The sequence below is a fragment of the Actinoplanes sp. NPDC020271 genome (genome assembly GCF_044388125.1).
Taxonomy (GTDB): domain Bacteria; phylum Actinomycetota; class Actinomycetes; order Mycobacteriales; family Micromonosporaceae; genus Actinoplanes.
Genome location: NZ_JBIRWQ010000003.1, coordinates 586,433 through 612,629 on the forward strand (window position 1 = coordinate 586,433; position 26,197 = coordinate 612,629).

General features: G+C 69.7%; 24 protein-coding genes and 1 tRNA gene. 11 read left to right on the top strand and 14 right to left on the bottom strand.

Annotated features, from left to right (window positions below; all coding sequences use genetic code 11):
• Positions 1-404: 404 nt before the first annotated feature.
• The 3 genes from ACH442_RS10020 to ACH442_RS10030 all read right to left on the bottom strand — a co-directional run bounded on the left by ACH442_RS10020 (position 405) and on the right by ACH442_RS10030 (position 4,648).
• A tRNA-Met gene (locus ACH442_RS10020) sits at positions 405-478 on the bottom strand.
• Between the two features lie 73 nt (positions 479-551).
• Positions 552-3,524: a UPF0182 family protein gene (locus ACH442_RS10025; RefSeq protein WP_396337565.1), complete on the bottom strand. Its 2,973-nt coding sequence runs from the start codon at positions 3,522-3,524 to the stop codon at positions 552-554.
• Positions 3,525-3,616: 92 nt separating this feature from the next.
• Positions 3,617-4,648 (bottom strand): PDZ domain-containing protein, encoded by a 1,032-nt coding sequence (locus ACH442_RS10030; RefSeq protein WP_396337566.1) that lies wholly within the window; start codon positions 4,646-4,648, stop codon positions 3,617-3,619.
• An 89-nt stretch (positions 4,649-4,737) separates the two neighbouring features.
• Here ACH442_RS10030 and ACH442_RS10035 point away from each other — a divergent pair, with 89 nt between their 5' ends.
• Positions 4,738-5,991, top strand: a complete 1,254-nt coding sequence (locus ACH442_RS10035; RefSeq protein WP_396337567.1) for a zinc-dependent metalloprotease — start codon at positions 4,738-4,740, stop codon at positions 5,989-5,991.
• Between the two features lie 80 nt (positions 5,992-6,071).
• On the opposite strand, the gene ACH442_RS10040 is transcribed toward ACH442_RS10035, so the two are convergent.
• Together ACH442_RS10040 and ACH442_RS10045 are read right to left on the bottom strand one after the other, a co-directional pair.
• The gene (locus ACH442_RS10040; protein ID WP_396337568.1) at positions 6,072-6,668 is read right to left on the bottom strand and encodes a hypothetical protein; all 597 of its coding nucleotides are present in this window, start codon (positions 6,666-6,668) and stop codon (positions 6,072-6,074) included.
• A gap of 402 nt (positions 6,669-7,070) precedes the next feature.
• Entirely contained in the window at positions 7,071-7,601 is a 531-nt protein-coding gene (locus ACH442_RS10045; RefSeq protein ID WP_396337569.1) for a M48 family metallopeptidase, read from the bottom strand.
• A gap of 461 nt (positions 7,602-8,062) precedes the next feature.
• Here ACH442_RS10045 and ACH442_RS10050 point away from each other — a divergent pair, with 461 nt between their 5' ends.
• The 3 genes from ACH442_RS10050 (at position 8,063) to ACH442_RS10060 (ending at position 11,215) form a co-directional block, all read left to right on the top strand.
• Positions 8,063-8,230: a DUF5679 domain-containing protein gene (locus tag ACH442_RS10050; RefSeq protein ID WP_189328568.1), complete on the top strand. Its 168-nt coding sequence runs from the start codon at positions 8,063-8,065 to the stop codon at positions 8,228-8,230.
• Positions 8,231-8,425: 195 nt separating this feature from the next.
• Positions 8,426-9,547 (top strand): hypothetical protein, encoded by a 1,122-nt coding sequence (locus ACH442_RS10055; protein ID WP_396337570.1) that lies wholly within the window; start codon positions 8,426-8,428, stop codon positions 9,545-9,547.
• A 321-nt stretch (positions 9,548-9,868) separates the two neighbouring features.
• Positions 9,869-11,215, top strand: a complete 1,347-nt coding sequence (locus tag ACH442_RS10060) for an ABC1 kinase family protein (RefSeq protein ID WP_396337571.1) — start codon at positions 9,869-9,871, stop codon at positions 11,213-11,215.
• A gap of 373 nt (positions 11,216-11,588) precedes the next feature.
• On the opposite strand, the gene ACH442_RS10065 is transcribed toward ACH442_RS10060, so the two are convergent.
• The 3 genes from ACH442_RS10065 to ACH442_RS10075 form a co-directional block, all read right to left on the bottom strand.
• Positions 11,589-11,951, bottom strand: coding sequence for a WhiB family transcriptional regulator (locus ACH442_RS10065; protein ID WP_014694550.1), 363 nt, complete (start codon positions 11,949-11,951; stop codon positions 11,589-11,591).
• 145 nt (positions 11,952-12,096) lie between these two features.
• Entirely contained in the window at positions 12,097-12,390 is a 294-nt protein-coding gene (locus ACH442_RS10070; RefSeq protein ID WP_396337573.1) for a hypothetical protein, read from the bottom strand.
• A 120-nt stretch (positions 12,391-12,510) separates the two neighbouring features.
• Positions 12,511-14,652 (bottom strand): ATP-dependent DNA helicase UvrD2, encoded by a 2,142-nt coding sequence (locus ACH442_RS10075; protein ID WP_396337574.1) that lies wholly within the window; start codon positions 14,650-14,652, stop codon positions 12,511-12,513.
• An 83-nt stretch (positions 14,653-14,735) separates the two neighbouring features.
• Between ACH442_RS10075 and ACH442_RS10080 the strand changes: the two genes are divergently transcribed.
• Positions 14,736-14,978, top strand: a complete 243-nt coding sequence (locus ACH442_RS10080) for a mycoredoxin (protein WP_396337575.1) — start codon at positions 14,736-14,738, stop codon at positions 14,976-14,978.
• A 74-nt stretch (positions 14,979-15,052) separates the two neighbouring features.
• On the opposite strand, the gene ACH442_RS10085 is transcribed toward ACH442_RS10080, so the two are convergent.
• The 4 genes from ACH442_RS10085 to ACH442_RS10100 all read right to left on the bottom strand — a co-directional run bounded on the left by ACH442_RS10085 (position 15,053) and on the right by ACH442_RS10100 (position 19,647).
• Positions 15,053-15,934, bottom strand: a complete 882-nt coding sequence (locus ACH442_RS10085; RefSeq protein WP_396337576.1) for a phytanoyl-CoA dioxygenase family protein — start codon at positions 15,932-15,934, stop codon at positions 15,053-15,055.
• Positions 15,935-16,019: 85 nt separating this feature from the next.
• On the bottom strand, positions 16,020-16,952 hold the full coding sequence (gene nudC / locus ACH442_RS10090; protein WP_396337616.1) for an NAD(+) diphosphatase: 933 nt from the start codon (positions 16,950-16,952) through the stop codon (positions 16,020-16,022).
• 74 nt (positions 16,953-17,026) lie between these two features.
• A complete protein-coding gene (locus ACH442_RS10095; protein WP_396337577.1) occupies positions 17,027-18,343 on the bottom strand; it encodes a M16 family metallopeptidase in 1,317 nt (438 codons plus the stop codon).
• Entirely contained in the window at positions 18,340-19,647 is a 1,308-nt protein-coding gene (locus ACH442_RS10100; protein WP_396337578.1) for a M16 family metallopeptidase, read from the bottom strand. Before ACH442_RS10100 ends, ACH442_RS10095 begins: the two co-directional genes overlap by 4 nt.
• 178 nt (positions 19,648-19,825) lie before the next feature.
• Here ACH442_RS10100 and ACH442_RS10105 point away from each other — a divergent pair, with 178 nt between their 5' ends.
• Genes ACH442_RS10105 through ACH442_RS10120 form a run of 4 tightly spaced genes read left to right on the top strand, consistent with a single transcriptional unit; the run spans position 19,826 to position 23,077 of the window.
• Positions 19,826-20,239, top strand: a complete 414-nt coding sequence (locus tag ACH442_RS10105; RefSeq protein WP_396337579.1) for an RrF2 family transcriptional regulator — start codon at positions 19,826-19,828, stop codon at positions 20,237-20,239.
• 12 nt (positions 20,240-20,251) lie between these two features.
• The gene (locus ACH442_RS10110) at positions 20,252-21,334 is read left to right on the top strand and encodes an ABC transporter substrate-binding protein (RefSeq protein ID WP_396337580.1); all 1,083 of its coding nucleotides are present in this window, start codon (positions 20,252-20,254) and stop codon (positions 21,332-21,334) included.
• A gap of 26 nt (positions 21,335-21,360) precedes the next feature.
• Positions 21,361-22,137 carry an ABC transporter ATP-binding protein gene (locus ACH442_RS10115; RefSeq protein WP_396337581.1) on the top strand — a complete coding sequence of 259 codons (777 nt, stop codon included), beginning with the start codon at positions 21,361-21,363 and terminating at the stop codon, positions 22,135-22,137.
• Positions 22,127-23,077, top strand: coding sequence for an ABC transporter permease (locus tag ACH442_RS10120; RefSeq protein ID WP_396337582.1), 951 nt, complete (start codon positions 22,127-22,129; stop codon positions 23,075-23,077). The genes ACH442_RS10115 and ACH442_RS10120 overlap by 11 nt, the downstream gene beginning before the upstream one ends.
• Here ACH442_RS10120 and ACH442_RS10125 read toward each other — a convergent pair.
• Positions 23,074-23,955, bottom strand: a complete 882-nt coding sequence (locus tag ACH442_RS10125) for a hypothetical protein (RefSeq protein ID WP_396337583.1) — start codon at positions 23,953-23,955, stop codon at positions 23,074-23,076. The two genes, ACH442_RS10120 and ACH442_RS10125, sit on opposite strands and share 4 nt — an antisense overlap.
• Before the next feature lie 101 nt (positions 23,956-24,056).
• Between ACH442_RS10125 and ACH442_RS10130 the strand changes: the two genes are divergently transcribed.
• Entirely contained in the window at positions 24,057-24,770 is a 714-nt protein-coding gene (locus ACH442_RS10130) for a lysophospholipid acyltransferase family protein (RefSeq protein WP_396337584.1), read from the top strand.
• 454 nt (positions 24,771-25,224) lie between these two features.
• Here ACH442_RS10130 and ACH442_RS10135 read toward each other — a convergent pair whose 3' ends face one another.
• The gene (locus ACH442_RS10135; protein WP_014447450.1) at positions 25,225-25,428 is read right to left on the bottom strand and encodes a cold-shock protein; all 204 of its coding nucleotides are present in this window, start codon (positions 25,426-25,428) and stop codon (positions 25,225-25,227) included.
• A gap of 233 nt (positions 25,429-25,661) precedes the next feature.
• Between ACH442_RS10135 and ACH442_RS10140 the strand changes: the two genes are divergently transcribed.
• Positions 25,662-26,060 carry a pilus assembly protein CpaE gene (locus ACH442_RS10140; protein WP_396337585.1) on the top strand — a complete coding sequence of 133 codons (399 nt, stop codon included), beginning with the start codon at positions 25,662-25,664 and terminating at the stop codon, positions 26,058-26,060.
• The last annotated feature ends 137 nt before the right edge of the window (positions 26,061-26,197 follow it).

Consider the following 26,197-nt stretch of genomic DNA (forward strand, 5'->3'; position numbering starts at 1 on the left):
ACCCTAGCCGTAAGCAACCCTAAAAGCCCTCTAAGTAACCACCCCAATAAGGACATAAACCCTTTACCTCCCTTAAGCCAAATTTCCCTCCCTCAATAAAAAGCGCAGCCGGCCAACCCCCAGCCCACACCAGCGAGCGAAGCGAAGCCCCCAGCCACGCAGCCACGCAGCCACCGCAAGAATTCACAACCGGGTTCTCAAAGGCACAGCTCACCAAGCCCAGCCACGCACCCACCGCAAGAATCCACAACCCGGGCTTCCAAAGGCGCAGCTCGTCAAAGCCCAACCACGCACCCACCGCAAGAATCCGTAACGCGGGGTTTCAGGGGGCTCGGCCCCCTGAGCAGAAATGCGAAGAGGGCCCCCGTTCGCGCTTTCCGCGAACAGGGGCCCTCTATCCCTCGTAGCGGGGACAGGATTTGAACCTGCGACCTCTGGGTTATGAGCCCAGCGAGCTACCGAGCTGCTCCACCCCGCGTCGGTATGGGTAAAGCCTAGCGCACTGCCTCCGGGGGCTGCAAAACAGCCCCCGGAGGCAGCATCAGTGCAGGTCAGCCACCCGCGCTCGGGGACGGGACGGCGGACGCCGGGGTGGACGGGGCGGTCGACGGACCCGCGCTGGGGGCCGTCGGCGAACCGGCCGCCTGGGCCTGCTGGAAACGGGTCATGGCCTCGTCGAGCTCCTTGAGCGCCTGACCCTGGGCCGCGAAGTCACCGGACTTCTGGGCGTTGCGCAGCTTCTCGATGGCCGTGTCCACGTCGGCGGCGGCCTGGGCCAGTCCGCCGGACAGGGTCGGCGGGGTGGTCGGCTGCGTGTTCGTCGGCGGCGTGGTGCCGGTGCCCGTGTTGCCGGTGCCCGGCTTGCTGAGCTTGGCCAGCGCCTTCAGGCCGTCGGTGAGGTTGTCGGCCAGCACGGCGTTGGAGCCGTCCCCGTACGACATCAGCACTTTCTGCAGCTGCGGCGGCGCGTTGGCCTGGGTGCTCTTCACGTAGACCGGCTCGACGTACAGGATGTTGTCCTCGAGCGGCAACGAGATGAGGTTGCCGTACAGCACGGTGGCCTGGCCGTTGCGGTTGAGGCCGAAGAGTTGCTGCGAGATGCTCGCATTGTTGACCATGAGGCGGTGCACCTGGACCGGGCCGGGTGTCACCGCGTTGCTGGGCAACTTGAGCACCTGCAGCTTCGGGTTGCCGTCCTTGTCGTACGACCCGGAGATCAGCGCGGCCATGTTGTCCCGGTTGATCGGGGTCACCCCGGAGGTCAGCTGGAACGTGGTCTCGCTCTGCTCGGGCAGCTTGACGTTCAGGTAGAACGGCGGCTGCTTGACCCCGCTCTGCGGCGCGTCCGGCGCGTTCGGCACCTGCCAGAAGTCGTCACCGGTGAAGAACGCCTGCGGGTCCTGGACGTGGAACTTGGTGAGCAGGTTGCGCTGCACCTTGAACATGTCGGCCGGGTACCGGAAGTGGGCCTTCAGGTCGGCCGGGGTGTCGGCCTTGGGGACGATCAGGTGTCCGCCGAAGGCCTTGTTCCAGGCCTTGAGGACCGGGTCCTTGTCGTCGTACTCGTAGAGCTTCACCGTGCCGTCGTAGGCGTCGACGGTGGCCTTCACCGAGTTGCGCATGTAGTTGACGTCGTCCCGGGCCAGGGCGAACGAGCCGGTCCCGGTGAGCTCGTCCCGGGTCTCGGTGGCCAGGTTGATCTTCTGCGCGTACGGGTAGGTCTGCGCGGTCGTGTAACCGTCGAGAATCCACACGATCTTGCCGTCGACCAGCGCCGGGTACGGGTCGCCGTCCACAGTCAGGAACGGCGCGACCTTCTCCACCCGCTCGCGCGGGGTCCGGATGTACATCACCTTGGACGCGGCGTTGACCCGGTCGGAGAGCAGGAAGTTGCTCTCGGTGTTCTTGATCGCGAAGACCAGCCGGCGGAAGACCGAGCCGACCGCGACGCCACCCTTGCCGTCGTACGTGTAGTTGATCTCCTTGGCGTCCTTCTCGGTGCCCTGCGGGCGGTCGAACTCGACGTTCTTGTTCTTGTCGGTCTGCCCGACGATCGCGTACTCCGTCGACTGCTCGCCGTAGTAGATCCGCGGCTGCTGGGCCTCGAGCTCCTTGACCGGCTGGGAACAGCCGCCGGAACCGCTGTCACCGAGGAAGCCGGAGACGAAGTACGGATACCCGGTGCCCTGGCAGATCTTGTTGGCCGGCGCCGCGACCAGGCCGTACCCGTGGGTGTAGACGGTGTGCCGGTTCAGCCAGTTCCGCTGCTGCGCCGAGAGCTTGTCGTCGTTGATCTCGCGCGCGCCGACCACGTAGTCGGAGGTCTTGCCGTCGACCGTGTAGCGGTCGACGTCCAGCTTCTCGCCGAAGTCGTAGAAGCTGCGGGACTGCTGCGACTGGGTGAACGCCTGCGAGACCAGCTGCGGGTCGATCAGGCGCACGTTCTGCGCGCTGGTGTCGTCGGCCAGGCCGGCGGGCGGCGGTGTGGTGCCGTCCGCGTTCGTGACCGGGGTGTACGACGTGGGCGTGGTTTCGGTCAGCGCGAACGCGTCCCGGGTTGCGTTGATCGCCCGTTCTATGTACGGGCGCTCCTTGTCCGACAGGCTCGGCTTGACCTGGAAGTTCTGCACCGCGAGCGGGTAGATGCCGCCGATCGCCACGGCCGAGATGGCCAGCAGCGCCAGCGAGACGCCCGGCCACACCAGGTTCCGCATCACCGCGTTGGAGAAGACGATGATCGCCACAGCGACCACGATCGAGATGTAGGCCAGGATCTCCTTGGCCGGCAGCAGCGCGTTGACGTCGGTGTACCCGGCGCCGTAGAGCCCCGGGGAGACGTGCTGCTCCAGCAGCAGGGCTCGCCTGTCCAACACGTACGCCACGGCTTTGAGCAGCACGAACACCGCGACCAGCGTGGTCAGGTGCGCCCGCGCGGCGGTGGTCATCCGGTCGCCGACGCCCTGCAGGCGCACGCCGCCGAAGATGTAGTGCACGGCCAGCGAACCCAGCACGGACAACACCACCGCCGTGAAGGCGACGCCGAGCAGGTAGCGCAGGAGCGGGTAGTCGAAGACGTAGAACCCGATGTCCACCTTGAACTGCGGGTCGGTCTGCCCGAAATCACCACCGTTGCGGAACAGCATCCAGTCGGTCCACCGGCTCTGCGCGGACAGACCCGCGAAGAAGCCGATGATGAGGCTGATCACGGTGATCCAGGTGCCGAGCCGGGGCGCGAGGACCATCCGGTAGCGCTCCAGCGTGGCCTGCTCCTGCGAGTGCGGCCGCAGCAGCGGACGCAGGCGGTAGGCCAGGTAGAGGTTGGCGCCCACGATCAGGGCCATCGCCGCGCCGACCGCCAGGAACAGCAGCAGCTTGGTGACCAGCACCCCGGAGAAGACCTGGGTGAACTGAACCTCGGAGAACCACAGATAATCCGTGTACGCGTCGATGCCCCAACCGAGCAACGTGAAAAGTATGAAGACCCCGACCAGGACGCCGACGGTGACGCGACCGCGCCGGCTCATCCTCGGTAAGGGACTATTACGCATTACCAACGTTGGCTCCACACTTCGTCGGGCCGGTGACTCACCTTACGATCTCCGGTCACTGCCAGTGGTCATGATGCCGAGCACGGTGTCGGGGTGCCACCCGATGTGAATGTCTTGAGTGCGGTGAGCGCGTCGTCCACGGTGGCCACCTTCGCCATCGGCAGGCCGGAGACCGCGTTGCGCAGCGCTTCCGCACAGTTGTCCTTGGGGACCAGGAAGAGTTTGGCGCCGGCCGCCTTCGCGCCGTTCAGCTTCTGCGGGATGCCACCGATCGGCCCCACGTTGCCGTCGTCGTCGATCGTGCCGGTGCCGGCGATGACCTTTCCGCCGGTCAGGTCCTCGTCGCGGAGCTTGTCGATGATGCCCAGGGAGAACATCAGGCCGGCGCTGGGGCCGCCGATCTTGTCCAGATCGATCTTGATGGTGAACGGGTGCGGCTGCTTGGTGTCGATCTCGATGCCCAGACGCGGCGTCTTCTTGTCGTCGTCACCGGCCTTGGTGGTGACCTCCACGGTGCCGGCGTTGCCGTCGCGCGTGTAGCCGACCGCCAGCGCGGTGCCGGCCGGTTTCGCCCGGACCAGCTCGGTGAGCTGCGTCGGCCCGGTCACGGCGGTGCCGCCGATCGAGGTGACGACGTCGTTCTCCTGGAGCTTGCCGACCGCGGCGCCGTCCTTGGTGACCTTCCGCACGTACGTCTGCACGGGGTAGCCCAGCTCGCGCAGCGCCACCGTCTCGGCGCTGGTCTGCGACTGCTTCCACTCCTGCGCGTTCTGCTCCTGGACCTGCTGCTCGCTGCGGTCCGGCGGGTAGATCAGCTCACGCGGGACCACCGCGTCCTCGCCGCTCAGCCAGCCCTGCACGGCCTGCACCAGCTCGACCTTCGACTGCACGTTGACGGTGGTCAGGCGGAGCTCACCGGTCGACGACGAGGTCTTCGCGCCGGACACCTGGATCACCTCGGTGCCCTGCGCCGAACCGAGCGTGTTCACCGTCGGGCCGGGCGTGAGAACCACGTACGGCAGGTCGGAGATCATGACACCGGCGGCCAGCAGGGCAGTTACCAGGGCGCCCAGGATGACGGTGACACCGCGTCGTCTCATGCGCGTGAGACTACCCACCCCGTCTGAGTTCTCTCTGAGCTGACACCTCCATCAGTCCGCTACGAGCATTTCGCGCGTACCGTGGGGTCGTGCCCGATATCCCGTTCGGCTTCTCCCTGCCGGGCGCACAGCCGCCCGACCCCTCCGACCCGCAGCAGATGCAGCAGTTCATGGCGCAGCTGCAGCAGATGTTCGCTGCCCCCGGCAGTGGCCCGGTCAACTGGGACCTGGCCCGGCAGGTCGCCGCCAGCCAGCTCTCGGCCAGCGGTGACCCGGCGGTGAACATGCATGAGCGCCATCAGGTCGAGGAGGCTCTGCGACTCGCCGACCTCTGGCTCGACCCGGTCTGCTCGCTGCCCACCGGCATCCACAAGGCAGTCGCCTGGAACCGCAACGAGTGGATCTACAACACCCTGGACGTCTGGAAGAAGCTGTGCGAGCCGATCGCCGGCCGCATGGTGGGCGCCATGGGCGACCTGGTGCCCGAGGAGGCCCGGGCCCAGCTCGGCCCGATGCAGTCGATGGTCGCCACGCTCGGCGGAGCGCTCTTCGGCGGCCAGCTCGGCCAGGCGTTCGGCCAGCTCGCGGCCGAGGTGCTCTCGGCCGGCGACATCGGCCTCCCGCTCGGCCCGGCCGGCACCGCCGCGCTGATCCCCGCCAACATCAAGGCCTACGGCGAGGGTCTCGAGCTCCCCGAGGACCAGGTCCGGCTCTACGTGGCCCTGCGCGAGGCCGCCCATCAGCGACTCTTCGGGCACGTCCCGTGGTTGCGGGCCCACGTGCTGAACGCCGTCGAGACGTACGCCAATGGCATCACCGTGAATCGTGAGGCGATCGAGGAGGCGATGAGCCGCGTCGACCCGACCGATCCGGAGTCGATGCAGGCCATGGCGCTCGAAGGCATCTTCACGCCGGAGGACACGCCGCAGCAGAAGGCCAGCCTGGCCCGCCTGGAGACGGCTCTGGCGCTGGTCGAGGGCTGGGTCGGTCACGTGGTCGACGACGCGGCCGGCGACCGGCTGCCGTCGGTGGCCGCGCTGGGCGAGGCGTTCCGGCGCCGCCGCGCTGCCGGCGGTCCGGCCGAGCAGACCTTCGCCGCGCTGGTCGGCCTGGAGCTGCGGCCCCGCCGCCTGCGCGAGGCCGGCGCGTTGTGGACCGCGGTCGCCGAGCAGCGCGGGGCAGCGGGCCGCGACGCCCTCTGGGACCACCCGGACCTGCTGCCGACCGACGACGACTTCGCGCACCCCGAGGTCTTCGCCCGCAGCCAGTCCGACTGGGACATCAGCGAGCTGGAGGGGCTCGAGGGCAACCCCGAGCCCGGTCCGGAGGACCAGGAGAAGTAAAGGCCGCTTCGAGCCTCGAGGCGGTGCCACTCCGGCACCGCCTTTTTCCTGTACGCCGCCAGCGGGAACCCGACACGGGCTCAGCCGCCGAGCAGCGCCCGGGTGTTGTCCCAGCCCTCCAGAGCGACATCCAGCGTCGCCAGGTCGGCAGGCCCGCGCAGGCGGCGCCACGGCGGGGTCGACGTGACGTCGCCGGGTGCCGGGGCGGTCCTGCGCAGCCGCTGCGCGGTGGCCTCGTCGAGATCATGGTCGGCCAGCCACCCGGGCGCCGGCAGGCTCGTCGCGACGCCGAGCACCCCAGTGCCGGGACCGGCGGGCGCGACCGCCACCGCTTTGCTCTCCAGCGGCCGCAAAAGCTTTCCCAAGATCATTCCCGGTACGTCGGGAGCATCGCCCGCGATCACGGCGGCCTGATCGAAGCCGTCCGCGGCGGCAGCGGCCAGCACCGGAAGCACCGTCACCCGTGGCACCTCGTAGATCCGCATGCCCGGCCAGGCGACCTCCTCGGCGAGCGAGCGGTCAGCCGGTGTCGTCGCGATCGCGGCCTCGGCCTGCGCGAGACGAGCGAGCAGGTCGACGACGTCCTCGGCGAGGGCGGCCCGCCACGCGGCGAGCTCCACCCCCGGCGGACTCCACGACACCGGGACCAGCATCGCCACCACCACACGCCGCGTCACAGAAACACCCTACTCAGCGCCGCGCACCGAACTCAGGCGCGCACGCCGCGCCGGCCGAGCAGCGCACCGAGCCGCACACACCACGCTGAACCGCGCACCGCCTTAAGTCACGGCGCACCGCACTCAGCCGAGCGCACCCCAGCCAGCCGCGCGAGACAAGTCGACCGATCATCGGCAGCCGCCGAACTACACGGCCCACCCTCCCTGGGGGGCGCCACCACCTCGGGCGACAACGCTAGCGAAAAAGGCCGCCATCGCGCCGACGGCCTGTGGACAACGCGCTGGTGTGGACAACGCTCATGCCGTACGCGCCAATCCGCCGAAGGCGCCAGAAAGCGGGCAGCGGGCAGCGGGCAGCGGATCTTGCACCGAGCGTAACCGGCGCGGCGCAGCCGTAGGCCGTTATTCGGCCATCACCAGCGAGCCTGCGGCGGAGACGCCTTCCAGGTAGCCACGGGCGCGCTCGGCTTTCGGGAAGCGGTCGACCAGCTCCCAGAAACGGGCGTTGTGGCTGGGCACGACCAGGTGGGCGAGCTCGTGCAGCACCACGTAGTCGATCACCCAGTCGGGCATCTCCTGGATCCGGTGCGAGATCCGGATGGTGGCGTCGTCGGGGGTGCAGGAGCCCCAGCGGCCGTTCTGGTTCGTCACCCAGCGCACACTGGCCGGGGCGACCTGGTCGGCGTGATCGGCCAGGTAGCGCGCGGTGAGCCGGCGGGCGCGGTTGAGCAGCTCGGTGTCGGTGCACCTGAGACGTTCCTCACGGGCAGCCAGCCGGGCGAGCATGCGTTCGACCCACTCGGTCTCCTCGGCGCGCGAGAACCGGTCCGGGATGAGCACGACCACGCGCTCTCCGTCGCGGTACGCGGACACCGTCCTGCGCCGGCGCTGACTGCGCCGCACTTCCACGACAGGCTTGCGCACGCGGGCCATTACCGGCTCGCGCGGCCCAGATTCGGGTTCACGTTGAGACGCTAAACCGGGAGACCCTGGTCACCGCAAGAGTACGCCCAATGACTGTCACGGAATACGGCTGGTTCGTCCGCATATACCCGAAAAAATTTTCCCCAGCCGCAACATCTGAGACAGCCGTCAACCTAGACCATCTTCGACTCAGTCGACTACTCGGGGCTCACGTCCCTTTCGTGCCCTTATGAAGCCAATCGTCGGCGTGTCCCGGCAAATCTGTACGAAAAGGGCACTCCGGACGGGCACACTCACGTCGTCAGTGACACCGCTGACACTGCGCTGACATGGAAACGGCCTGACCTGGGTAAGTCCACGCCCCGGACGGGGCCACGCCACATGGCGGCCCAGCGCCGCAGACAGGTTCGCGCCCGTCGCCGCGAACAGGCACGGGGCCCAGCGGCCGACGACACGAACGAGGAGGAACCGTGGCCGACACCACGTACAACGGCTACTGCGTCAAGTGCAAGGAGAAGCGTGACTTCCAGGGGAACGTGGAAGTCTCCAAGACCGGCATGAACATGGCCAAGGGCAAGTGCCCGGTCTGTGGAACCACCATGAACCGGATTCTCGGCAAGGCCAAGCCGGCCAGCTGACGGTCGCACCGGGGAGGCCGGCCACGCCGGCCATCCTCCCCGGGCGGACCGTAACCGTGTCCGCGTGAGCACGTTGAGTCATCCGGCACCACCTGTGGATAACTCGCCCCTGCTTGTGGATAACGCTGCGGGGCGAACCGTGAGCCTGTGGATAAACAACTCTCTCCGCAGCCTCACAGTGACAACCTGTCACTCATGACTCGCAAGCCTCCTACGCCGCCACGCGTCCCGCTGCCCCGGCCCACCCTGATCCCGGGGCTCGCCCGGGTCTGGCGGGGGCCCGTCGAGCTGCAACTCGGGCTCGACCCGGCCCACGCGGTGCGTTTGGAGCTGCCCGATCCCCGCCTGGCGCGGGTTCTCGACCTGCTCGACGGCAACCGGCCCGAGCGGCAGGTCCTTCTGCACGCCGCCGAGCTCGGCATCGCTCCTGACGAGGCTCGGGAACTCGTCGACCTCCTGCACCAGGCCGGCCTCGTGCTGCCCTCGTCGGCCCTGCTGCCCGCCGGGCTGCCCAGCGCCGAGCGACGCCGGCTCGCCGGTGAGGCAGCCGCTCTCGCACTCAGCGCGCCGGCCACCGTCGGGCCGGCCCTGTCACCGGCCTCCGGTGGGCCGATCTCGTCACCGGCCCGGGCCCTGCGACGCCGCCGGGCCGCCCGGGTCGTCCTGACCGGTCGCGGACGGCTCGGCTCGACCGTCGCGGTGGCCCTCGCCGAGGCCGGCGTCGGTCACGTCTTCCCGGACCTGTCCGGCATGGTCGGGCCCGGTGACCTGGCCGGCAGTGCGTTGCAGGCCCCCGATCTGGGCAGCCCGCTGCGCACCGCGGTGGCGGCGGCCGTGAGCCGGGCCGTGCCCGGCACCGACGTGCGCGAGATCCGCCGCGGGCCGGCCAGCCTCGTGGTCCAGCTCGCCCACGACGAACCGGCCGCGCTGGTCGCCGCCGCGCACGCCGGTCGCCGACAGCCGCACCTGGCGGTCCGGATCCGGGACGGGGTGGCGATCATCGGGCCGTTCGTGCCGGCCTTCGGTGGGCCGTGCCTGAACTGTCTCGACCTGCATCGCCTGGATCGCGACCCCGACTGGCCGGGCGCACCCGCCCCGCCGGGGCCGGACGCCGCGGAGCCGTGCGCCGTCGCGACCGTCCTGACCGCGACCGGTTTCGCCACGGCCGAGGTGCTGACGTTCCTGGACGGCGGGGTGCCGGAGACGCTCGGGATGACGGTGGAGATCAGCGCGCCGGGAAGGGCGCGGCGGCGCACCTGGCCACCGCACCCGAGCTGTGCCTGCCGGCGCCGTTCACGTCGCCCACCGAGCCGCTGAGCCGCGGCTTGACCGATCGAAGGACGCCCGAGCTGCTGAGCCGATGCTGGGCCGGCTCGGAGGGGTGCGTGCGCCCGCCGGTCGGATCGCAAGCGCACGCCCCGGGTCGTGGCGCGCCCCGGCTTTCGTGGGCCCGGCTTTCGTGGGCGTGGGCCGGCTTTCGGTTCGGACCGCAGCCGTTTCTGGGTGCCGCACCGAAGTGGGTGCCGCGTCCCGAAGTGTGGAGGAAGTGTGGATCCTCAATCGAACCTTTGTCGCATAACCTGGCAAACCCGGGCTCGACCGCCCGAGTTAGGCCCGTCCGTCGGTCACAATGATCTGGTGACGGACATACCGCGCCGCGCGGCCTCCCGGACAGCCAAGCTGGCCGCCCTGCCCCTCGGCTTCGCCGGCCGCACCGCCCTTGGTCTCGGCAAGCGGGCTGTCGGGATCGCCGCCGACGTCATCTCCGCGGACATCCAGCAGCGCACCGCCGAGCAGCTGTTCAGCGTGCTGGGCCAGCTCAAGGGCGGGGCGATGAAGTTCGGCCAGGCGCTGTCGGTGTTCGAGGCGGCCCTGCCCGACGAGATGGCCGGGCCCTACCGGCAGGCGTTGACGAAGCTGCAGGAGGCCGCCCCGCCGATGCCGGTGGCCAACGTGCACAAGGCGCTCGCCGAGCAGCTCGGGCCGGATTGGCGGGATCAGTTCGCCGAGTTCGACGACAGCCCGGCCGCCGCCGCCAGCATCGGCCAGGTGCACCGCGCGGTGTGGAAACTGCCGCCGGCCCGGAAGAACGGCAAGCCCAAGCTGCTGCCGGTCGCGGTGAAGGTGCAATATCCGGGTGCCGGCGAGGCATTGGTCGCGGATCTGAAGCAGCTCTCCCGCCTGGCCGGCATGTTCAAGATCATGCAGCCTGGCATCGACGTCAAGCCGCTCCTCGCCGAGCTGCACGAGCGGGTCGTCGAGGAGCTCGACTACGAGATGGAGGCGCAGACGCAGCGCGCCTTCGCCGACGCCTTCGCCGACGATCCGGACATCTTCGTGCCCCGGGTGGTGGCCTCCGCCCCGCGGGTGCTGGTCACCGAGTGGGTCGAGGGCACCCCGCTGGCCAGTGTGATCGCCGACGGCAGCGTCGCCGAGCGCGACGAGGCCGGCCGGCTGATGGCGCTCCTGCACTTCTCCGCGCCGGCCCGGGCCGGGCTGCTGCACGCCGACCCGCACCCGGGCAACTTCCGGATCCTGCCGGACGGGCGGCTCGGCGTGATCGACTTCGGCGCGGTCGCCCGCCTTCCCGAGGGGCACCCCGAGCCGATCGGGCGGCTGGTCAGGCTGGCCCTGGACGGTGACGCCGAGGGGGTCGCCGACGGGCTGCGCGACGAGGGCTTCATCCGGCGGGACGAGAAGATCGACGCGAAAGCGGTGCTGTCTTTCCTGCGTCCGATGATCGAGCCGGTGGCGGTCGAGCGGTTCCGCTTCACCCGCAGCTGGCTGCGCGGCGAGGCGACCCGGATCGCGAACCCGAGGTCCCCGGCCTACCAGCTCGGCCGCAAGCTCAACCTGCCCCCGTCGTACCTGATGATCCACCGGGTGACGCTGGGTTCGATCGCGGTGCTCTGCCAGTTGGAGGCAGAGGCGGAGTACCGGGGGATCCTGGAGGAGTGGCTGCCGGGCTTCGCCCCGCCCGCGTGAAGCGAACGGCAACGGCGAAAGCCCAGCCGACCGAAGCGAACGGCAACGGCGAGCTCGACCGACCGAAGTCAACCGCAACAGCGAAAGCCCGGCCGCGAGAACGGCCGGGCTTTCGTCATTTCCCAGGTAGCGGGTCTATTTCGGGGTTCAGTAACCACCGACGCCGAGTTCACGGGCGGCCTGCTTGCGGCCTTCCATGGCGATGCGGCGGGCGGATCGGTAAGCCTCAGGTGCACGGTCACTCTGAGGCCGACGCATTCGAGCCCTCGACAACGCTTCGTGGATAAGTCTCACTTTGGTGGCTCCATTCGGACGTACGTTTTCGGTGCTCGTCATTCGGCTATCGGGTTCGGGGCGGGTCAGGACGGTCATCTCAGGCCGCCAGCCGCACGCTGTTGCGGGAGTCGAGACCGTTCGCGGCGAGCCGCTCCTCGACCTCGACAGCGAGCTCGGCGTCGCGAGCCACGTCCGCCTTACGCGGACGGCCACGCGGCCGCTTGCGCGGCACGACGGCGCCACGCTCGAAGATCTCGCCGCCCCAGACACCCCAGGGCTCGCTCCGCTCCACCGCGCCGGCGAGGCACTCGACGCGCAGCGGGCAGTCCCCGCAGAGCGACTTGGCCAGCTCCAGCTGGGCCGGGGAGTCGGAGAACCACAGGTCCGGGTCGAACTTCCGACAGGGCAGGTTCGCCTCGATGTCGACGGTGATGTCGATCGGGGCCAGCGCCAGACTCATAAAGCCCGGTCACCTCTCTCTTTCTCGCGATCTTCTGGATCGTCTTCCTCGGGTCGTGCACCGGCTGGTGAGCCGGAAAACAATTGAGGCCGCGGATCCCGGTTAGGGGTTCCGCGGCCTCGAGGTGAGCCGGAGGTCTGGTCTGTCAGACCGGCCTTCCTCGAGGCGGGGTGCCGCTGCCACCATCCGTGTAGCGCTTGCTGGAGATGGAGTCGTCGCCCTTGAAGCCAGTGGTGCCATTGATTCCGACGAGCACGCGCTCGGCAGCCCATTTGCCCAGCTCGGCCTGGGGCTGGCTGACGACCTGGTGCGCCTGCGGAGCCAGAACCCGCGCAGCGGCCAGCAGCGCCGACGGAGCGGCGACGGGCAGCGGCGAGGACGGAGCACAGGCAACGGACGGCAGCAGCGATGCGCGCATCAGCGTGGTGTTGATCCTCATGACTGCCACCTCCTCCAATTACCTGCACTCGTAGTTCGGACTCGCCTGGGAAAGTTCCCCCGGCAAGGTGTGTTCTGAGGCTATGCCTGCCCTACAGGAGAGGGCAAACGAATTAACGGACTAGTTTTCAAAGTTTTTTCGGCCAAGATCATCGGGGCTCGCGCCGCCCACGAGAGCGAAGACCGCGTCGCCGTACTGGCCCAGCTTGCGGGGCCCGATTCCGGCGATTGCCAGCAGCTGGGCCGGATCGGTCGGTCGACGTTCGGCGACGGCTACCAGGGTGGCGTCGGTGAAGACGACGTACGCAGGAACTTTCAGCTCCGCGGCGGTGCTCGCCCGCCACGTCTGGAGTCGCTCGAAAAGGTCCTCGTCCATGTCCGACGGACAGGTCGGGCAGCGACCCAGTTTGCGGTCGGCCCCGGCCAGCAGAGTCGACCCGCAGATCCGGCAGGACGACACCTTGGGCGGGCGGCGGTCGGGTTTCCGACTGGGCTCGGCAGCGGTCCGCGAATAGCTACCGCCGGAGCGTTCCAGCTGTGGCAGGAAACGGCACGGCCGCCTGGTCCGGCCGCCCGGCGCCCGCGACTGGCCGAACGAGAGCCACAGCAGTCGGCGGGCCCGGGTCACGCCGACATAGAGGAGTCGACGCTCCTCCTCCAACTGCTCAGAGCTTTTCGCGTACGTCGTGGGCAGTGTCCCGTCCGCGAGCCCGACCAGGAACACCGCGTCCCACTCCAAGCCCTTCGCCGAGTGCAGCGACGCCAGCGTGACCCCGGCCACGGTCGGCGCGTGCTGCTGTTCGGCGCGACGCAGGAGCTCGTCGTTGAACGCGGTGAGGGTGACCTCGCGCTGCACCCGGCCGGCCTCGCCGATCGGCAGGATCTCCGGCTCGGCCGCGTACTCCTCGGCCAGAGTGACCAGGGCAGCCAGCGCCTCCCACTGTTCACGGGCGGCACCGCCGGGCGGTGGTTGCGTCCGCCTCCAGCCGGTCGCCGCGAGCCCCTCGACGACCGCCTCGACCAGCGGGGTCTCGCCCGGGGTGGAACGTACGGCGGCGCGCAGGGCGACCATCGCCTGCCGCACCTCGGCACGTTCGAAGAACCGGTCGGCGCCCCGGACGACGTACGGCACCTGGGCTTCGGCCAGGGCTTCCTCGTACGCCTCGGATTGCGCGTTGGTCCGGAAGAGCACCGCGATCTCGTTCGCCGGGGTGCCCGCCGCGATCAGCTCACGGCACCGCCGCGCCACCGCGTTCGCCTCCCCCGGCTCGTCCGGGAAGATCTTGAGCTCGGGCTCGGGGCCGGCCGGCCGTTGCCCTTCCAGCTCCAGCCGCAGTTTCGCCTCGGTCCCGCGGGCCTGCCGGATCACCGCGTTGGCCAGCCCGACCACCTGCGGGGTGGACCGGTAGTCGCGAACCAGGCGCACCACGGTCGCGCCGCGCCACTTCCGCGGGAAGTCGATCAGGTGCGACGAGCTCGCCCCGGTGAACGAGTAGATCGTCTGGCTGGCGTCGCCGACCACGGTCAGGTCGTCCCGGCCGCCCAGCCACGCCTCCAGCAGCCGCTGCTGCAGCGGGTTCACGTCCTGGTACTCGTCGACGACGAAGTGCCGGTACTGCGCGCGGATCTGGTCGCCGACGTCCGGGTGCTCCTCGATGCCCCAGACCGCGGCGCGCAGCAGGTCCTCGAAGTCGATCACGCCCTGACGGCGTTTGAGCGACTCGTAGGCCGCGAACACCTCGGCCACCCGGTCCGGCTCGAACGGGGGCTCACGCAGCGCCTTGGCGGCGGCAACGGCGTACTCCGACGGCTCGACGAGGGAGGACTTGGCCCACTCGATCTCGCCGGCCAGGTCACGGGCGACGGCACGGTCGGCGCGCACCCCGGCGCGGGCGGCGGCCAGACCGACCACCCGGACCTTGCTCTCCATCAGCTCGGGCATGCCGCGGCCCTCGAGCAGGCGGGCGGCGAAGTAACGCACCTGGCGCAGCGCGGCGGCGTGGAACGTACGTGCCTGGACCCCGCCGGCGCCGAGGGCGGTGAGCCGCGCGCGCATCTCCGCGGCGGCCCGGGCGGTGAACGTCACCGCCAGCACGTGCCGCGGGTTGATCTCGCCGGAGAGCGTCCGGTGCGCGATGCGGTGGGTGATCGCCCGCGTCTTGCCGGTGCCGGCGCCGGCCAGGATGCAGACCGGACCGGCCGGGGCCGTCACCGCCGTCCGCTGATCCGGGTCGAGCCCGGCCAGCACCGCTTCAGTCCGCACGGTAGGGAATCATGACACCCCGCCGGGGCGTTGTGCTTTTCAGCCGCACCGCCGTGTGACCTGTCTCGAAGGAGCCCTGACCGATGCTGACCATGTACTCGACGTCCTGGTGTGGGTATTGCCACCGGCTGAAGAGCCAGCTCGACCGGGAAGGCATCGCCTACGACGTGGTGGACATCGAGCAGGACGAGGCCTCGGCCGCATTCGTGCGCAGCGTGAACGGTGGCAACCAGACCGTGCCGACGCTGAAGTTCGACGACGGCTCGGCCCTGACGAACCCGTCGATCGTGCAGGTCAAGCAGCATCTCGCCACGATCGGCGCCTGACTCCGCCGCGTACCGCTCGACGAAACGAAAAGGGGCCGTCCTTCCGGACGGCCCCTTTTCCGTTGCTCAGAACATCACGGGATGAGAGCCGGGATGCTGGAGTCGAGCAGGCCCCGCTCCTTGAGCGCGCCGTAGAGCGGCGTGCTCTCCGGGTAGTGACCCCACTGGTGGTCACCGTCACCGTTGCCGAACGCACCGAGCAGCTGCTGCTGAACGGGGTTCAGGTCGGCCCAGGCCGGCGTGTTCGGCAGCTCGGTGTTCTCGTCGCGGATGGCGATCCACCGCGGCGTGTAGCCGAAGAACGCGCCGACACGCGTGATGTCGGAGTAGTTGTCCGACCGGGCGTGCCAGATGCGGCGGTCGAACACGACCAGGTCACCCGGGTTCGCGGTGATCTGGACAGCACCCTCGGGCTGCGGCCACGGGACGCCACGGCTCGGCGGGCCGGGCAGCCAGTTGGTCTTGTGGCTGCCGGGCAGGACGGTGAAGTTGCCCCGGCCGGTCTCGCTCACGTCGGAGAACCAGTAGGCCAGCTTCACGGACAGCATCGGACGGGGATCGGTCTCGATCTCCCGGTTCTGCCGGCCGCCGTCCTGGTGCCAGTGCCACCATTCCTTCTGCTTCTCGTGCAGCTGGGGGTGCACGTCGATGTGCGAGTGGTACACGTGGATGTTCCACCCGAGCAGCGACCAGATGTACTTGAAAGCCTTGGGGTGATCGAGCAGGAAAGCCAGCTCGGGCACGTAGGCGATCGGCGAGAGCTGGTGCAGGGCGCCGGTCGCGCTCAGCTTGCCCTCGGCCTTGGCCTTCTCGTAGTACCCCAGGATCGCGGCCCGACCGGCCTCGATCTCGCTCTCACTCAGCACCGACGGCACGACGATGTAACCGTCGCGGTCGAACGCCTCCCGCTCCTCCGCGGACATCGGCGTCCACGCCGGCGCTTCCACCTGGGTCATCGGATCCCCTCTCGTCTTTGTAAGTCTGACGCACCGGGACGGTACCCAGGTTGCCTCCTAAACGAGAAATTCTCTGATCAGACGTTTATGAGTGATCTTGGGCACCGGCGTCCAGCCACTTGTCGATCAGGTAGAACGCGATCGAGGACCGCATCGGCAGGCTCATCGGGACGCCGGAGTCCGGGTGGACGAAGCCTCCGGCGATCATCTTGGCGATCTGTTCCCGCGTGAACCAGTGCGCCTCGTCGATCTCCTCCGGATCCAGCCGCAGTTCCTGCGACGGGTCGGCGGTGGCCAGGAAGCCGAGCATCAGCGAGCCCGGGTAGGGCCAGGACTGGCTGCCCTCGTACCGCAAAGAACTGATCTTGATGCCGACCTCCTCGGCCACCTCGCGGATGACCGCGGCCTCGGCCGACTCGCCCGGCTCGACATAACCGGCCAGACAGGAGAAACGGGTCAGCCCGTCGGCGCCGCGGCCCCAGCCGGAATTGTGGCCGAGCAGGCAGCGGCCGGACGGACCGGCCACGCCGTCGTGCACGACCACGATCATCGCCGGGTCGGTGCGCGGCCACATCAGCTTGCCGTCGGGGTCGGCCCGGGCCCAGCCGGCCTCGACCGCGACCGTGGGCTTGCCTGAGCGCGGCGAGAACTTGTGGCTGGCGTGCCAGTTGGCCAGCGCCGCGGCGGCCGTGAAGATCCCGGCGTCACGGGCGTCGAGCAGGTGCCCGACCTCCCGCAACGTCACCGCGCGGGCGCCCTCGGCCGGCGGCGGCGTGGCGTCCATGGTCCAGAGCGGGGTGCCGTCGGCGTCCTCCCCGAGGAACCAGCGTTCCGCCTCCGGCGCGTCGGCGGACGGCACCAGGACCAGCTCGGCGCCGCCGTCGGCCCGCTCGGTGACCAGGGCCCGGCCGCCCTGGGCCAGGTCGACCACCAGGACCCGGCCGCGGGGCCAGGCCTCGGCCAGCCAGGCATCGTCCTTACGGCGGTGAGCGGCGCGGTCCAGCGTGGTCCGCGCCAGCGGCGGGGTGCCGGGCTGCTCCCCGAGGTCGGGCTGTTCCGCCTGTGCGTCCTGGGCGGGTTGATCGGTGCTGGTCACAGCGTTTCGCGCTCCACCGGGGTCAGGGCGGCGAGCGGAGCCTCGATCCTCTCGGCATCACCGAGGACCACGGTCACCGCGCGGGACGGGGCCAGGTGCTCGGCCGCGACGGCCGCGACCTGCTCACGGGTGGCCGAGGCAAGCCGGTCCGAGTGCTCGCGCAGGTGGTCGAGGCGCAGCCCGAAACCGGCGTAGACGCTCGCGAGCGCGGCCAGCCCGGACTGGGTGGACATGCCCAGGCGCAGGGCGCCCAGCGCGTACCTCCGGGCCTGCTCGAGCTCCTCCTCGCCGGGCGGGAGGCTGGCGATGCGGCCCAGCTCGTAGGTGGTCTCGAGCAGCGAGGGCCCGGTCACCTCGGTCGCCACGTCGGCCGCCGCGACCAGCGAGGAGCCGGCCGCGAAGTGCTCGATCACCGAGTGCGAACCGTACGTGTACCCCTTGTCCTCCCGGATGTTCTCCACCCAGCGGGACGAGAAGTAGCCGCCGAAGACCAGGTTGGCCAGCGCCAGCGCGGCGTAGTCGGGGTCGGTGCGGGTCAGCCCCGGCAGCGCGATGCGCAGCGAGGACTGCACCGAGCCGGGCCGGTCGACCAGCAGCAGCGCGCCGGGCCGCAGCGCCGGGGTGGACGGGATGTCGCCGTCGCGCGCGACGCCGCTCCAGCCGCCGAGCTGCTTCTCGGCCACGTCGATGGCCTGTTCCGGGTCGATGTCGCCGACCAGGACCAGGATCGAGCCGTCCGGGCGGACACGGTCGGCGTGCAGCTCGCGCAGGGCGGCCGGCTCGACCGCGCGGACCTCTTCCGCGGTGGGGGTCTGCACCGCGTACGGATGGTCGGCGAACATCCGCCGCAGGAGTGCGACCCGGGCCAGGTGGCTCGGCTGGCTCTGGGCGACCTGGATGTTGTCGACCAGGCGTTCCCGCTCGGTGACGACCTCCTCGGCCGGGTAGGTCGCGTCGGTCAGCACCCCGGCCAGGATCTCCAGGGTCCGGCCGAGGCCGCCGGCGAGGGCGTTGCCGCTGATCTGGAGCCGGTCCGGGTCGAGGCCGGCGCCCAGGCCGCCGCCGACCGCCTGCAGCTCGGCGGCGATCTCCAGCATCGACATCGAGCCGGTGCCGGTGAACAGCGCCTGGGAGAGCAGGGTCGCCGCGGCCAGCGGGGCCCGGCCGAACGGGATGCGCAACCGCACCTCGACCAGCGGGACCGCGGCGCGGCGGATGGCGATCACGGTCAGCCCGTTCGGCAGCTTGCGCTCGGCCTGCGGCGGGAGGGTCAGCTCGGTGTCCGGAATCAGATCCGGCAGGGTCTTGGTCACTGTCCTGCTCCGGGGAGAACTTCGACGACGGCACGGCGCTCGGGCCGCAGGGTGGCGGCAGCGGTCACGATCTGCTCCGCGGTGACCTCGCTGATCAGCTTGGGCAGCTCGTTGAGCAGGCCCGGGCGGCCGCGCTGCAGCTCCAGCACGGCCATCGGCAGGGCCCGCCCGAGCACCTCGTCGGTGCCCTGCAGCAGGCGGGCCGACATGCGCGCCTGGGTGCGCTCCAGTTCGCCGGGCTGGAGGCCGTCGGCGGCCAGGCGGTCCAGCTCCTCGTCGACCGTGCGCAGCACCTTGCCGGCGTCGCCACCGGGCGGCATGTGCGCCTGCAGCAGCAGCGCGGTGGGGTTGCGCACCTGGTACTCGTCGCCCATGAAGCCGAGGTAGCCCCCGACGTTGGTGACCGAGCGGTCGCGCTGGACCAGGCGCTCGACCAGGCGGGAGGCGTCGCCGTCGGTGAGCACCTCGGCGAGGACCGAGAACGGCAGGTACGCCTCGAAGGCGGTGATCGGGTCGGGCACCCGGTAACCGGCGGCGACCGCCGGCAGCGGGGCGATGCGATCCGTGTACGACTCGCGGCGCTCGCCGTCCAGATCCGGCTCGTCGAAGGCGGGCAGCACCGGGGCCGGGCGGGCCGGGACGTCGCCGAAGTGCCGCTCGATCATCGCGGTCGCCTCGGCCACGTCGAAGTCGCCGGCGACCGAGAGCACCGCGTTGCCGCAGGCGTAGTACTTGTCGAAGAAGCCCTGCGCGTCCGCGACGGTGGCACTCTCCAGGTCCTCGAACGAGCCGTAGCCGTCGTGGGCGTTGGGGAACGTGGAGAACATCACCGGCGGCAGTTTCAGCCAGGGGAAGCCGCCGTAGGGCCGGTTCAGCACGTTGACCCGGATCTCCTCCTTGACCACGTCGACCTGGTTGCGCAGGTTCTCCTCGGTCAGGCGGGGGCCGCGCATCCGGTCGGCCTCCAGGAAGAGCGCCCGCTCCAGCGCGCCGGCGGGCAGCACCTCGAAGTAGTCGGTGTAGTCCAGGTGGGTGGAGCCGTTGAAGCTGCCGCCGGCGCCCTGCACGTGCCGGAAGTGCGCGAGCTTCTCCAGGTTCTCCGAGCCCTGGAACATCAGGTGCTCGAAGAGGTGGGCGAAGCCTGTCCGCCCCTCGGGCTCGCTGCGGATGCCCACGTCGTAGACGACGGCCACGCCGACGACCGGTGCGCTGCGGTCCGGTGACAGGACAACGCGCAGGCCGTTGGCGAGCGTGAACCTTTCGACCGGGTATTTCGTCGCGGGGATCTGGATTCTGGACGCCACGAGGTGACATTAGCGCGCTGCGTGACCACTCGCGGGACTACCTGTGGCGGCGGAAAGAGACGGGCGTCTCGGTCCCGTCATCCGGTCGAGCGCTTGACGCACCAAACCCATCTGCTCCACTATTCCCATCCAGCAGATAGATTAAGCAAAGATTGATCCAACGGGAGGGAGCACCGCTGTGTACGTCTCGGCACGCACGGACTACGCCGTCCGCGCCATGCTCGCCGTCACCGCCGCGCACCCGCGTCTCGTCAAGGCGGCCGGGCTCGCGGCCGCGCAGGACATCCCGCTGAGCTTCTTGCAGGGCATCCTGCTCGATCTGCGCCGCGCCGGGCTGCTGCACAGCCACCGCGGCGTGGACGGCGGATATGCCCTGGCCCGCCCGGCCGGGGAAATCACCGTCGGCGACGTCGTCCGCGCCGCCGGCGGAGCACTCACCACGGTCCGCGGGCTGCCGACCGCCACCGCGACCTATCACGGGGCGGCGACCGCGCTGCACGACGTGTGGATCGCCGTCGAAGCGGCCATCGAGGGCGTGGTCGACCACCGGACCCTGGCCGAACTCTCCACCACCTCAATCAATAACAGCTAGGAGTTGTTGAGCATGCGCTCCCGCACCCTTCGTGCGCTCGCCCTTGCCACGGCCGCCGTCGCGGCCACGACTGCTCTGGCCGCTTGCGGATCCGACGACGACAGCAACAAGAAGGCCGACACCGCCGCGGGCGCCGAGGCCGAGGCGAAGACCATCAAGCTCGGTTACTTCCCGAACATCACCCATGCGCCGGCTCTCGTCGGCGTGAACAAGGGCCTGTTCAAGGAGGCCCTGGGCACCACCGAGCTGCAGACCCAGACCTTCAACGCCGGCCCGGCGGCCCTGGAGGCGCTGCTCTCCGGTGCGATCGACGCCACCTACATCGGCCCGAACCCGGCGATCAACGGCTGGGCCAAGTCCAAGGGCTCCGCGCTGAAGATCATCGCGGGCAGCACCTCGGGCGGCGCCGGCCTGGTCGTCAAGGACACCATCAACGGTCCGGCCGACCTCAAGGGCAAGAAGATCGCCACCCCGCAGCTGGGCAACACGCAGGACGTGGCCCTGCGCGCCTGGCTCAAGTCCAACGGGCTGAACGCCGACACCAACGGCGGCGGCGACGTCTCCGTCCTCCCGCAGGACAACGCGACCGCCGTGCAGGCGTTCGCCCAGGGTGCGATCGACGGCGCCTGGGTTCCCGAGCCCAGCCTGAGCAAGCTGGTGCTGGAGTCCAAGGGCAAGTTGCTGGTCGACGAGAAGACCCTCTGGCCGAACCAGGAGTTCGTCACCACGCACCTGATCGTCAGCCAGAAGTTCCTGAAGGAATACCCGGGCACGGTCAAGAAGCTGCTCAAGGGCCACATCGCGGCGGTCAGGTACATCACCGACAACAACGCCGACGCGCAGAAGGCGGCCAACGCCCAGATCGAGTCCCTGACCGGCAAGGCGCTCAAGGACGACATCCTCGCGGCGGCGTTCAAGAACCTGAAGTTCACCAACGACCCGATCGCGTCCTCGCTCTACACCAGCGCGCAGCACGCGGAGGAGGTCGGCCTGCTCGACAAGGTCGACCTGAAGGGCATCTACGACCTCGGGCCGCTGAACGAGCTGCTCAAGGCGGACGGACAGCCCGCGGTCAGCGACGCCGCGGCATCCTGACGGACTGACGGGAGGGCGAGTAGAGCATGAGCATCCTCGAAACCACCGGCGTACGGACCGAAGCGGTCGTACGCATCGAGAACGTCTCCAAGACGTACGGGTCGGGGAGCGACGCCCTGCTCGCCCTCGACCGGGTCTCCCTGGACGTCGAGCAGGGCGAGTTCGTCTGCCTGCTGGGCGCCTCCGGCTGCGGCAAGAGCACGCTGCTCTCGCTGGTGGCCGGCCTCGACCGGATCAGCAGTGGCACCCTGGACACCGGCGGGCGCAAGGTCGCGCTGATGTTCCAGGAAGCCGCCCTCTTCCCCTGGCTCTCGGTGGCCGGCAACGTCGAGCTGCCGCTGCGGCTGCAGGGCATCGGCAAGGCCGAGCGCCGCAAGCGCGCCGAGGAGCTGCTGGAGATCGTCCGGCTCAGCGGTTTCGCCGGCAAACGGCCGCACGAGCTCTCCGGCGGCATGCGGCAGCGGGTCGCGCTGGCCCGGGCCCTCGCCCAGAACGCCGACGTCCTGCTGATGGACGAGCCGTTCGGCGCGCTCGACGCGATGACCCGCGACATCCTGCACGACGAGCTGGAGCGGATCTGGCGCGAGCAGAACCTGACCGTGCTCTTCGTGACGCACAACGTGCGCGAGGCGGTCCGGCTCGGTGACCGGGTCATCCTGCTGAGCAGCCGTCCCGGCCGGGTGATCGAGGACTTCACGATCGCCCACGAGCGCCCGCGGCGCATCGACTCCCCCGAGGTCTCCGGCCAGGCCGCCGAGATCACCGACCGGCTCCGCGCGGAGGTCGCCCGTCATGCCCACTGAGCCCGCCCCGATGAAGTACGCAGGCACCCGCGCCGGCCTGGAGGGCACCCTCGGCGCCGAGGGGATCGGCCCGGCACCGCAGGCGCTCAAGAAACCGGGTTACGACCAGGTCAGCGGCCTCGACGCGCTCGAACTCGAGCCGAAGAAGGACAAGGGCCGGCTCGGCCTGCGGATCTGGAACAGCGCCTGGCCCAAGCTGCTGGCGATCGCCATCGTCGTGCTGGCGTGGGAGCTGGTCTACCTGGCCGAGTGGAAGCCGGCCTACGTCTTCCCCTCCCCGCTCGACGTCTGGGCGACCTTCAAGGACCTGCTCACCGAGCCGAAATTCTGGGACGGCGTACGCCTGACCATGACCCGGGCGATCACCGGCTTCGCGCTGGCGGTGGCGATCGGCACGGTCATCGGCGCGGCGGTGTCCCGCTTCGCGCCGCTGCGGGCCGCGATCGGCTCGCTGATCACCGGTCTGCAGACGATGCCGTCGATCATGTGGTTCCCGCTGGCCATCCTGCTGTTCCAGCTCGGTGAGCAGGCGATCATGTTCGTGGTCGTGATCGGCGCCGCCCCGTCGGTGGCGAACGGTCTGATCAGCGGCATCGACTACGTCCCCCGGACCTGGCTGCGGGTCGGCCAGGTGATGGGCATGAAGGGACTCGCCCGGTACCGGCACCTGATCCTGCCGGCGTCGCTGCCGTCCTTCGTCTCCGGGCTCAAGCAGGGCTGGGCGTTCTCCTGGCGCAGCCTGATGGCCGGTGAACTGCTGGTCATCGTGCCCGGGACGGTCTCCATCGGCGTACGGATGCAAAACGCCCGCGACCTGTCGGACACCCCGCTGGTGATCAGCTACATCCTGGTCGTCCTGGTCATCGGCATCGTGATCGACCAGCTGTTCAACGTGGCCGACAACGCCCTGCGCCGGCGCTGGGGCCTGACCGGCAACTAGATCGGCCGGACCGAGGCCAGCACCTCGTCGATCACCGGATCGAGCTGCTGGTGCGTGCTCGGGATGGAAATGTAGAGCACGGCGGCCATCGGCTTGCCGACGTCGATGACCGCCACCGCGGACAACTCCGAGGTGGCGGTCAGTCCCGCCTCGTGGAAGTGCAGCCGGAACTCGCTCACGTAGGCCGGGAGGCCGCCCAGCGTGGTGACCTCGTCGCGGATGGCGTCGAGCGTGTTCGGCTGGGGGTAGTAGTTGGCGCGCACGTCCGCCGCGACCTGCCGGCCCACGCACTCCAGGTCGAGCGAGACCGCGTCGTTGTCGGCCGCCGGGACCGCCGCGGACAGGATCGAGGCGTGGTACTCCCCGCCGCCGTAGATCTCGGTGACGAAGTGCTGCCCCACCCGGTAGGGCACCTCCAGCGTCCCGGCCTTCCACACCTCGTTCCAGGTGAGCCAGGGCGCTCCATATTTTTTGTACGAGATGCCGGCCTGCTCGTCCACCGTCCGGTCGCCGGTGACGGCCGGCGGGGACGCGGGCGCCGGGGTGGCCGCGCCGCTCGGTGCGTCACTCGGTGCCGGGCACGCCTGGGCCAGCGGCGGGCGGACGTCGGTCGGCCCGGACGCCCGGCCGCCGAACGGATTGCCCTCACTGCCGAAGAGCAGGACGAGCAGCACGATCAGCCCACCGGCCAGGATCACGCCGGCCACTCCGCCGAAAATCATCAGCTGGCGGCGGCGCTGCTGCTCGGGATCGACCCGCTTCGGTGGCTCCGGCGCCGGGGGCGGCGCCACGAGCGGGGGAAGACCGGTCACCGCGCCGGACGACCAGGCCCCGCCCGGCCGGGACCAGACGGGCTCCTGCGGGTGCGGCTCGGACATGACCACCAGTGAACACCACAAGGCTGACAACCGCCGAAACGCACCTGGGGAAAGTGCACCCGGCCCAGTCGTTTCCCAGAAATGTCCGCTACCGTGCTGCCATGGAACTGGTGTATCCCCCGGTCGTCGCCCTCGCCAAGACGATGTTCCGCGTGCTCGACCTCAAGATTGAGATCGAGGGCGGGGAGAACATCCCGACCACGGGCGGGGCGGTTCTGGCCAGCAACCACTCGAGCTACCTGGACTTCATCTTCTGTGGCCTCGGCACCCAACCGGCCAAGCGCCTGGTCCGTTTCATGGCGAAGAAGCAGGTCTTCGACCACAAGGTGAGCGGTCCGCTGATGCGCGGCATGCGGCACATCCCGGTCGACCGCAAGGCCGGCACCGCGGCGTTCCGCGAGGCCATCACCTCGTTGAAGAACGGTGAGGTGGTCGGCGTCTTCCCCGAGGCGACGATCAGCGAGTCGTTCACCATCAAGGAGCTCAAGACCGGCGCCGCGCGGATGGCGCAGGAGGCCGGCGTGCCACTGATCCCGATGGCGGTCTGGGGTCCGCACCGGCTGTGGACGAAAGGCCGGAAGAAAGAGCTCACCAAGCGGCACGTGCCGGTCCTCATCACGATCGGCGAGGCGATCCACCTGCCCGCGGGCGCGACCACCGAGGCGGTCACCGCGACGCTCAAGCAGCGGCTCACCACGCTGCTCGACGCCGCCCAGCGGGCCTACCCGGACAAGCCGTCCGGCGACGACGACCGCTGGTGGCTCCCGGCGCACCTCGGGGGCACCGCGCCGCTGCCCTCGCCGGCCGCGGTCTGACGCTTCTGACCGAAAAAGACCACCAAGGCCCCGGGCGTGTCCCGGGGCCTTGCCCGCTGTGGGCCCACGGTCGCCCTCCCCGGACCTTTCCCGATTCCGCCGTACGGCCGTAGCACCGGCCCGCCGGATCGAAACGCCCCGCGCACTCCCGCGGCCCGCACCGTCCCGCCATCCGCGAGCGCCCGTAACCGGTCCTCAGAGATACCCCACGCCTTTTGAGACACCACCCAGAACCAGCCAGCCGGGAACCCCCGGCGCACCTCGCGCTGCTCGGCTGGTTGTCACGGGTGTCTCGCGCCCCCGGCGCACCCCAGGACCAACCGGGAGGCAGGGCCGGGCGACGGCGGACATCGCGGTGGGGACGGAAACGGCGCCGCACCCGGGTGGGTACGGCGCCGTGTCACAGTCACACGTTGTCAGCGACCACCGAGCGGCGGCCGGTGATCAACGCGAATCAGACGGAACGGATGTTCGCGGCCTGCGGGCCCTTCTGGCCCTGGGTCACCTCGAACTCGACCCGCTGGTTCTCCTCCAGGCTGCGGTAGCCCGACATCTGGATCGCGGAGAAGTGGGCGAAGACGTCGGCGCCGCCGTCGTCAGGGGTGATGAATCCGAAGCCCTTGTCCGCGTTGAACCACTTCACTACGCCGGTAACCATGATCGTCTCCTCGACGGTCGATCGCTCCCGCCCATTATGGACAGGAACGAGGTAATAAGACCCGCAATTCGCGGGACTCGTGTCGCCGTACTGATCGCCCGTACCGGAGAAACCCGGGTTACGACAAAGAGCGCCTGGGGCAGACTTCCCCACAGGCGCTCCTGAGTACTTGGGAACCAAACTGACAACGCCGATGACTCTATCACGGGTACGGAGGTCAAAAAGTGCTCGGCATGCACATGGCACGGCAGCTCAAGGCAGCCGGACTGATCTGGAAGCCCCGGCCCGGGGACCGGTTCGCGATCCCCGACCGGGACCTGGACGACGAGATGTTCGTGCTCAGCAACATGACGATCCAGGTCCACGACCGGCCGGAAGGGCGGATCATCGGGTTCAACGGCACGACCGAGTGGGCGCTCGACGACGTGGAGATCGACGAGACGGTCTGGCTGCCGCGCGAGGATCAGCTGCGGGAGCTGCTCGGCGGGACGTTTCACGCCCTGGACCGGGCCGGCGGTGGCTACCGGGTGCGGATCGTGCTGCTCGGCGAGACACTCGCGTTCCCCGGACCGTCCGCCGAGGAGGCGTACGCCGCGGCACTGCTCCACCTGCTGGAAGCGGCCGGCCTCTAAGCCGTGTACCGCCGATCACCCGAGGCTGCGGCGTGGCCTAGATGTGATATCCGGGGACGTTGGTCGAGGAAGTGTGACCACTCGATCTGAGGATTGTTGATCCATCTCGCGAACAGGTGAAGGCCTCCAGCAGTGCA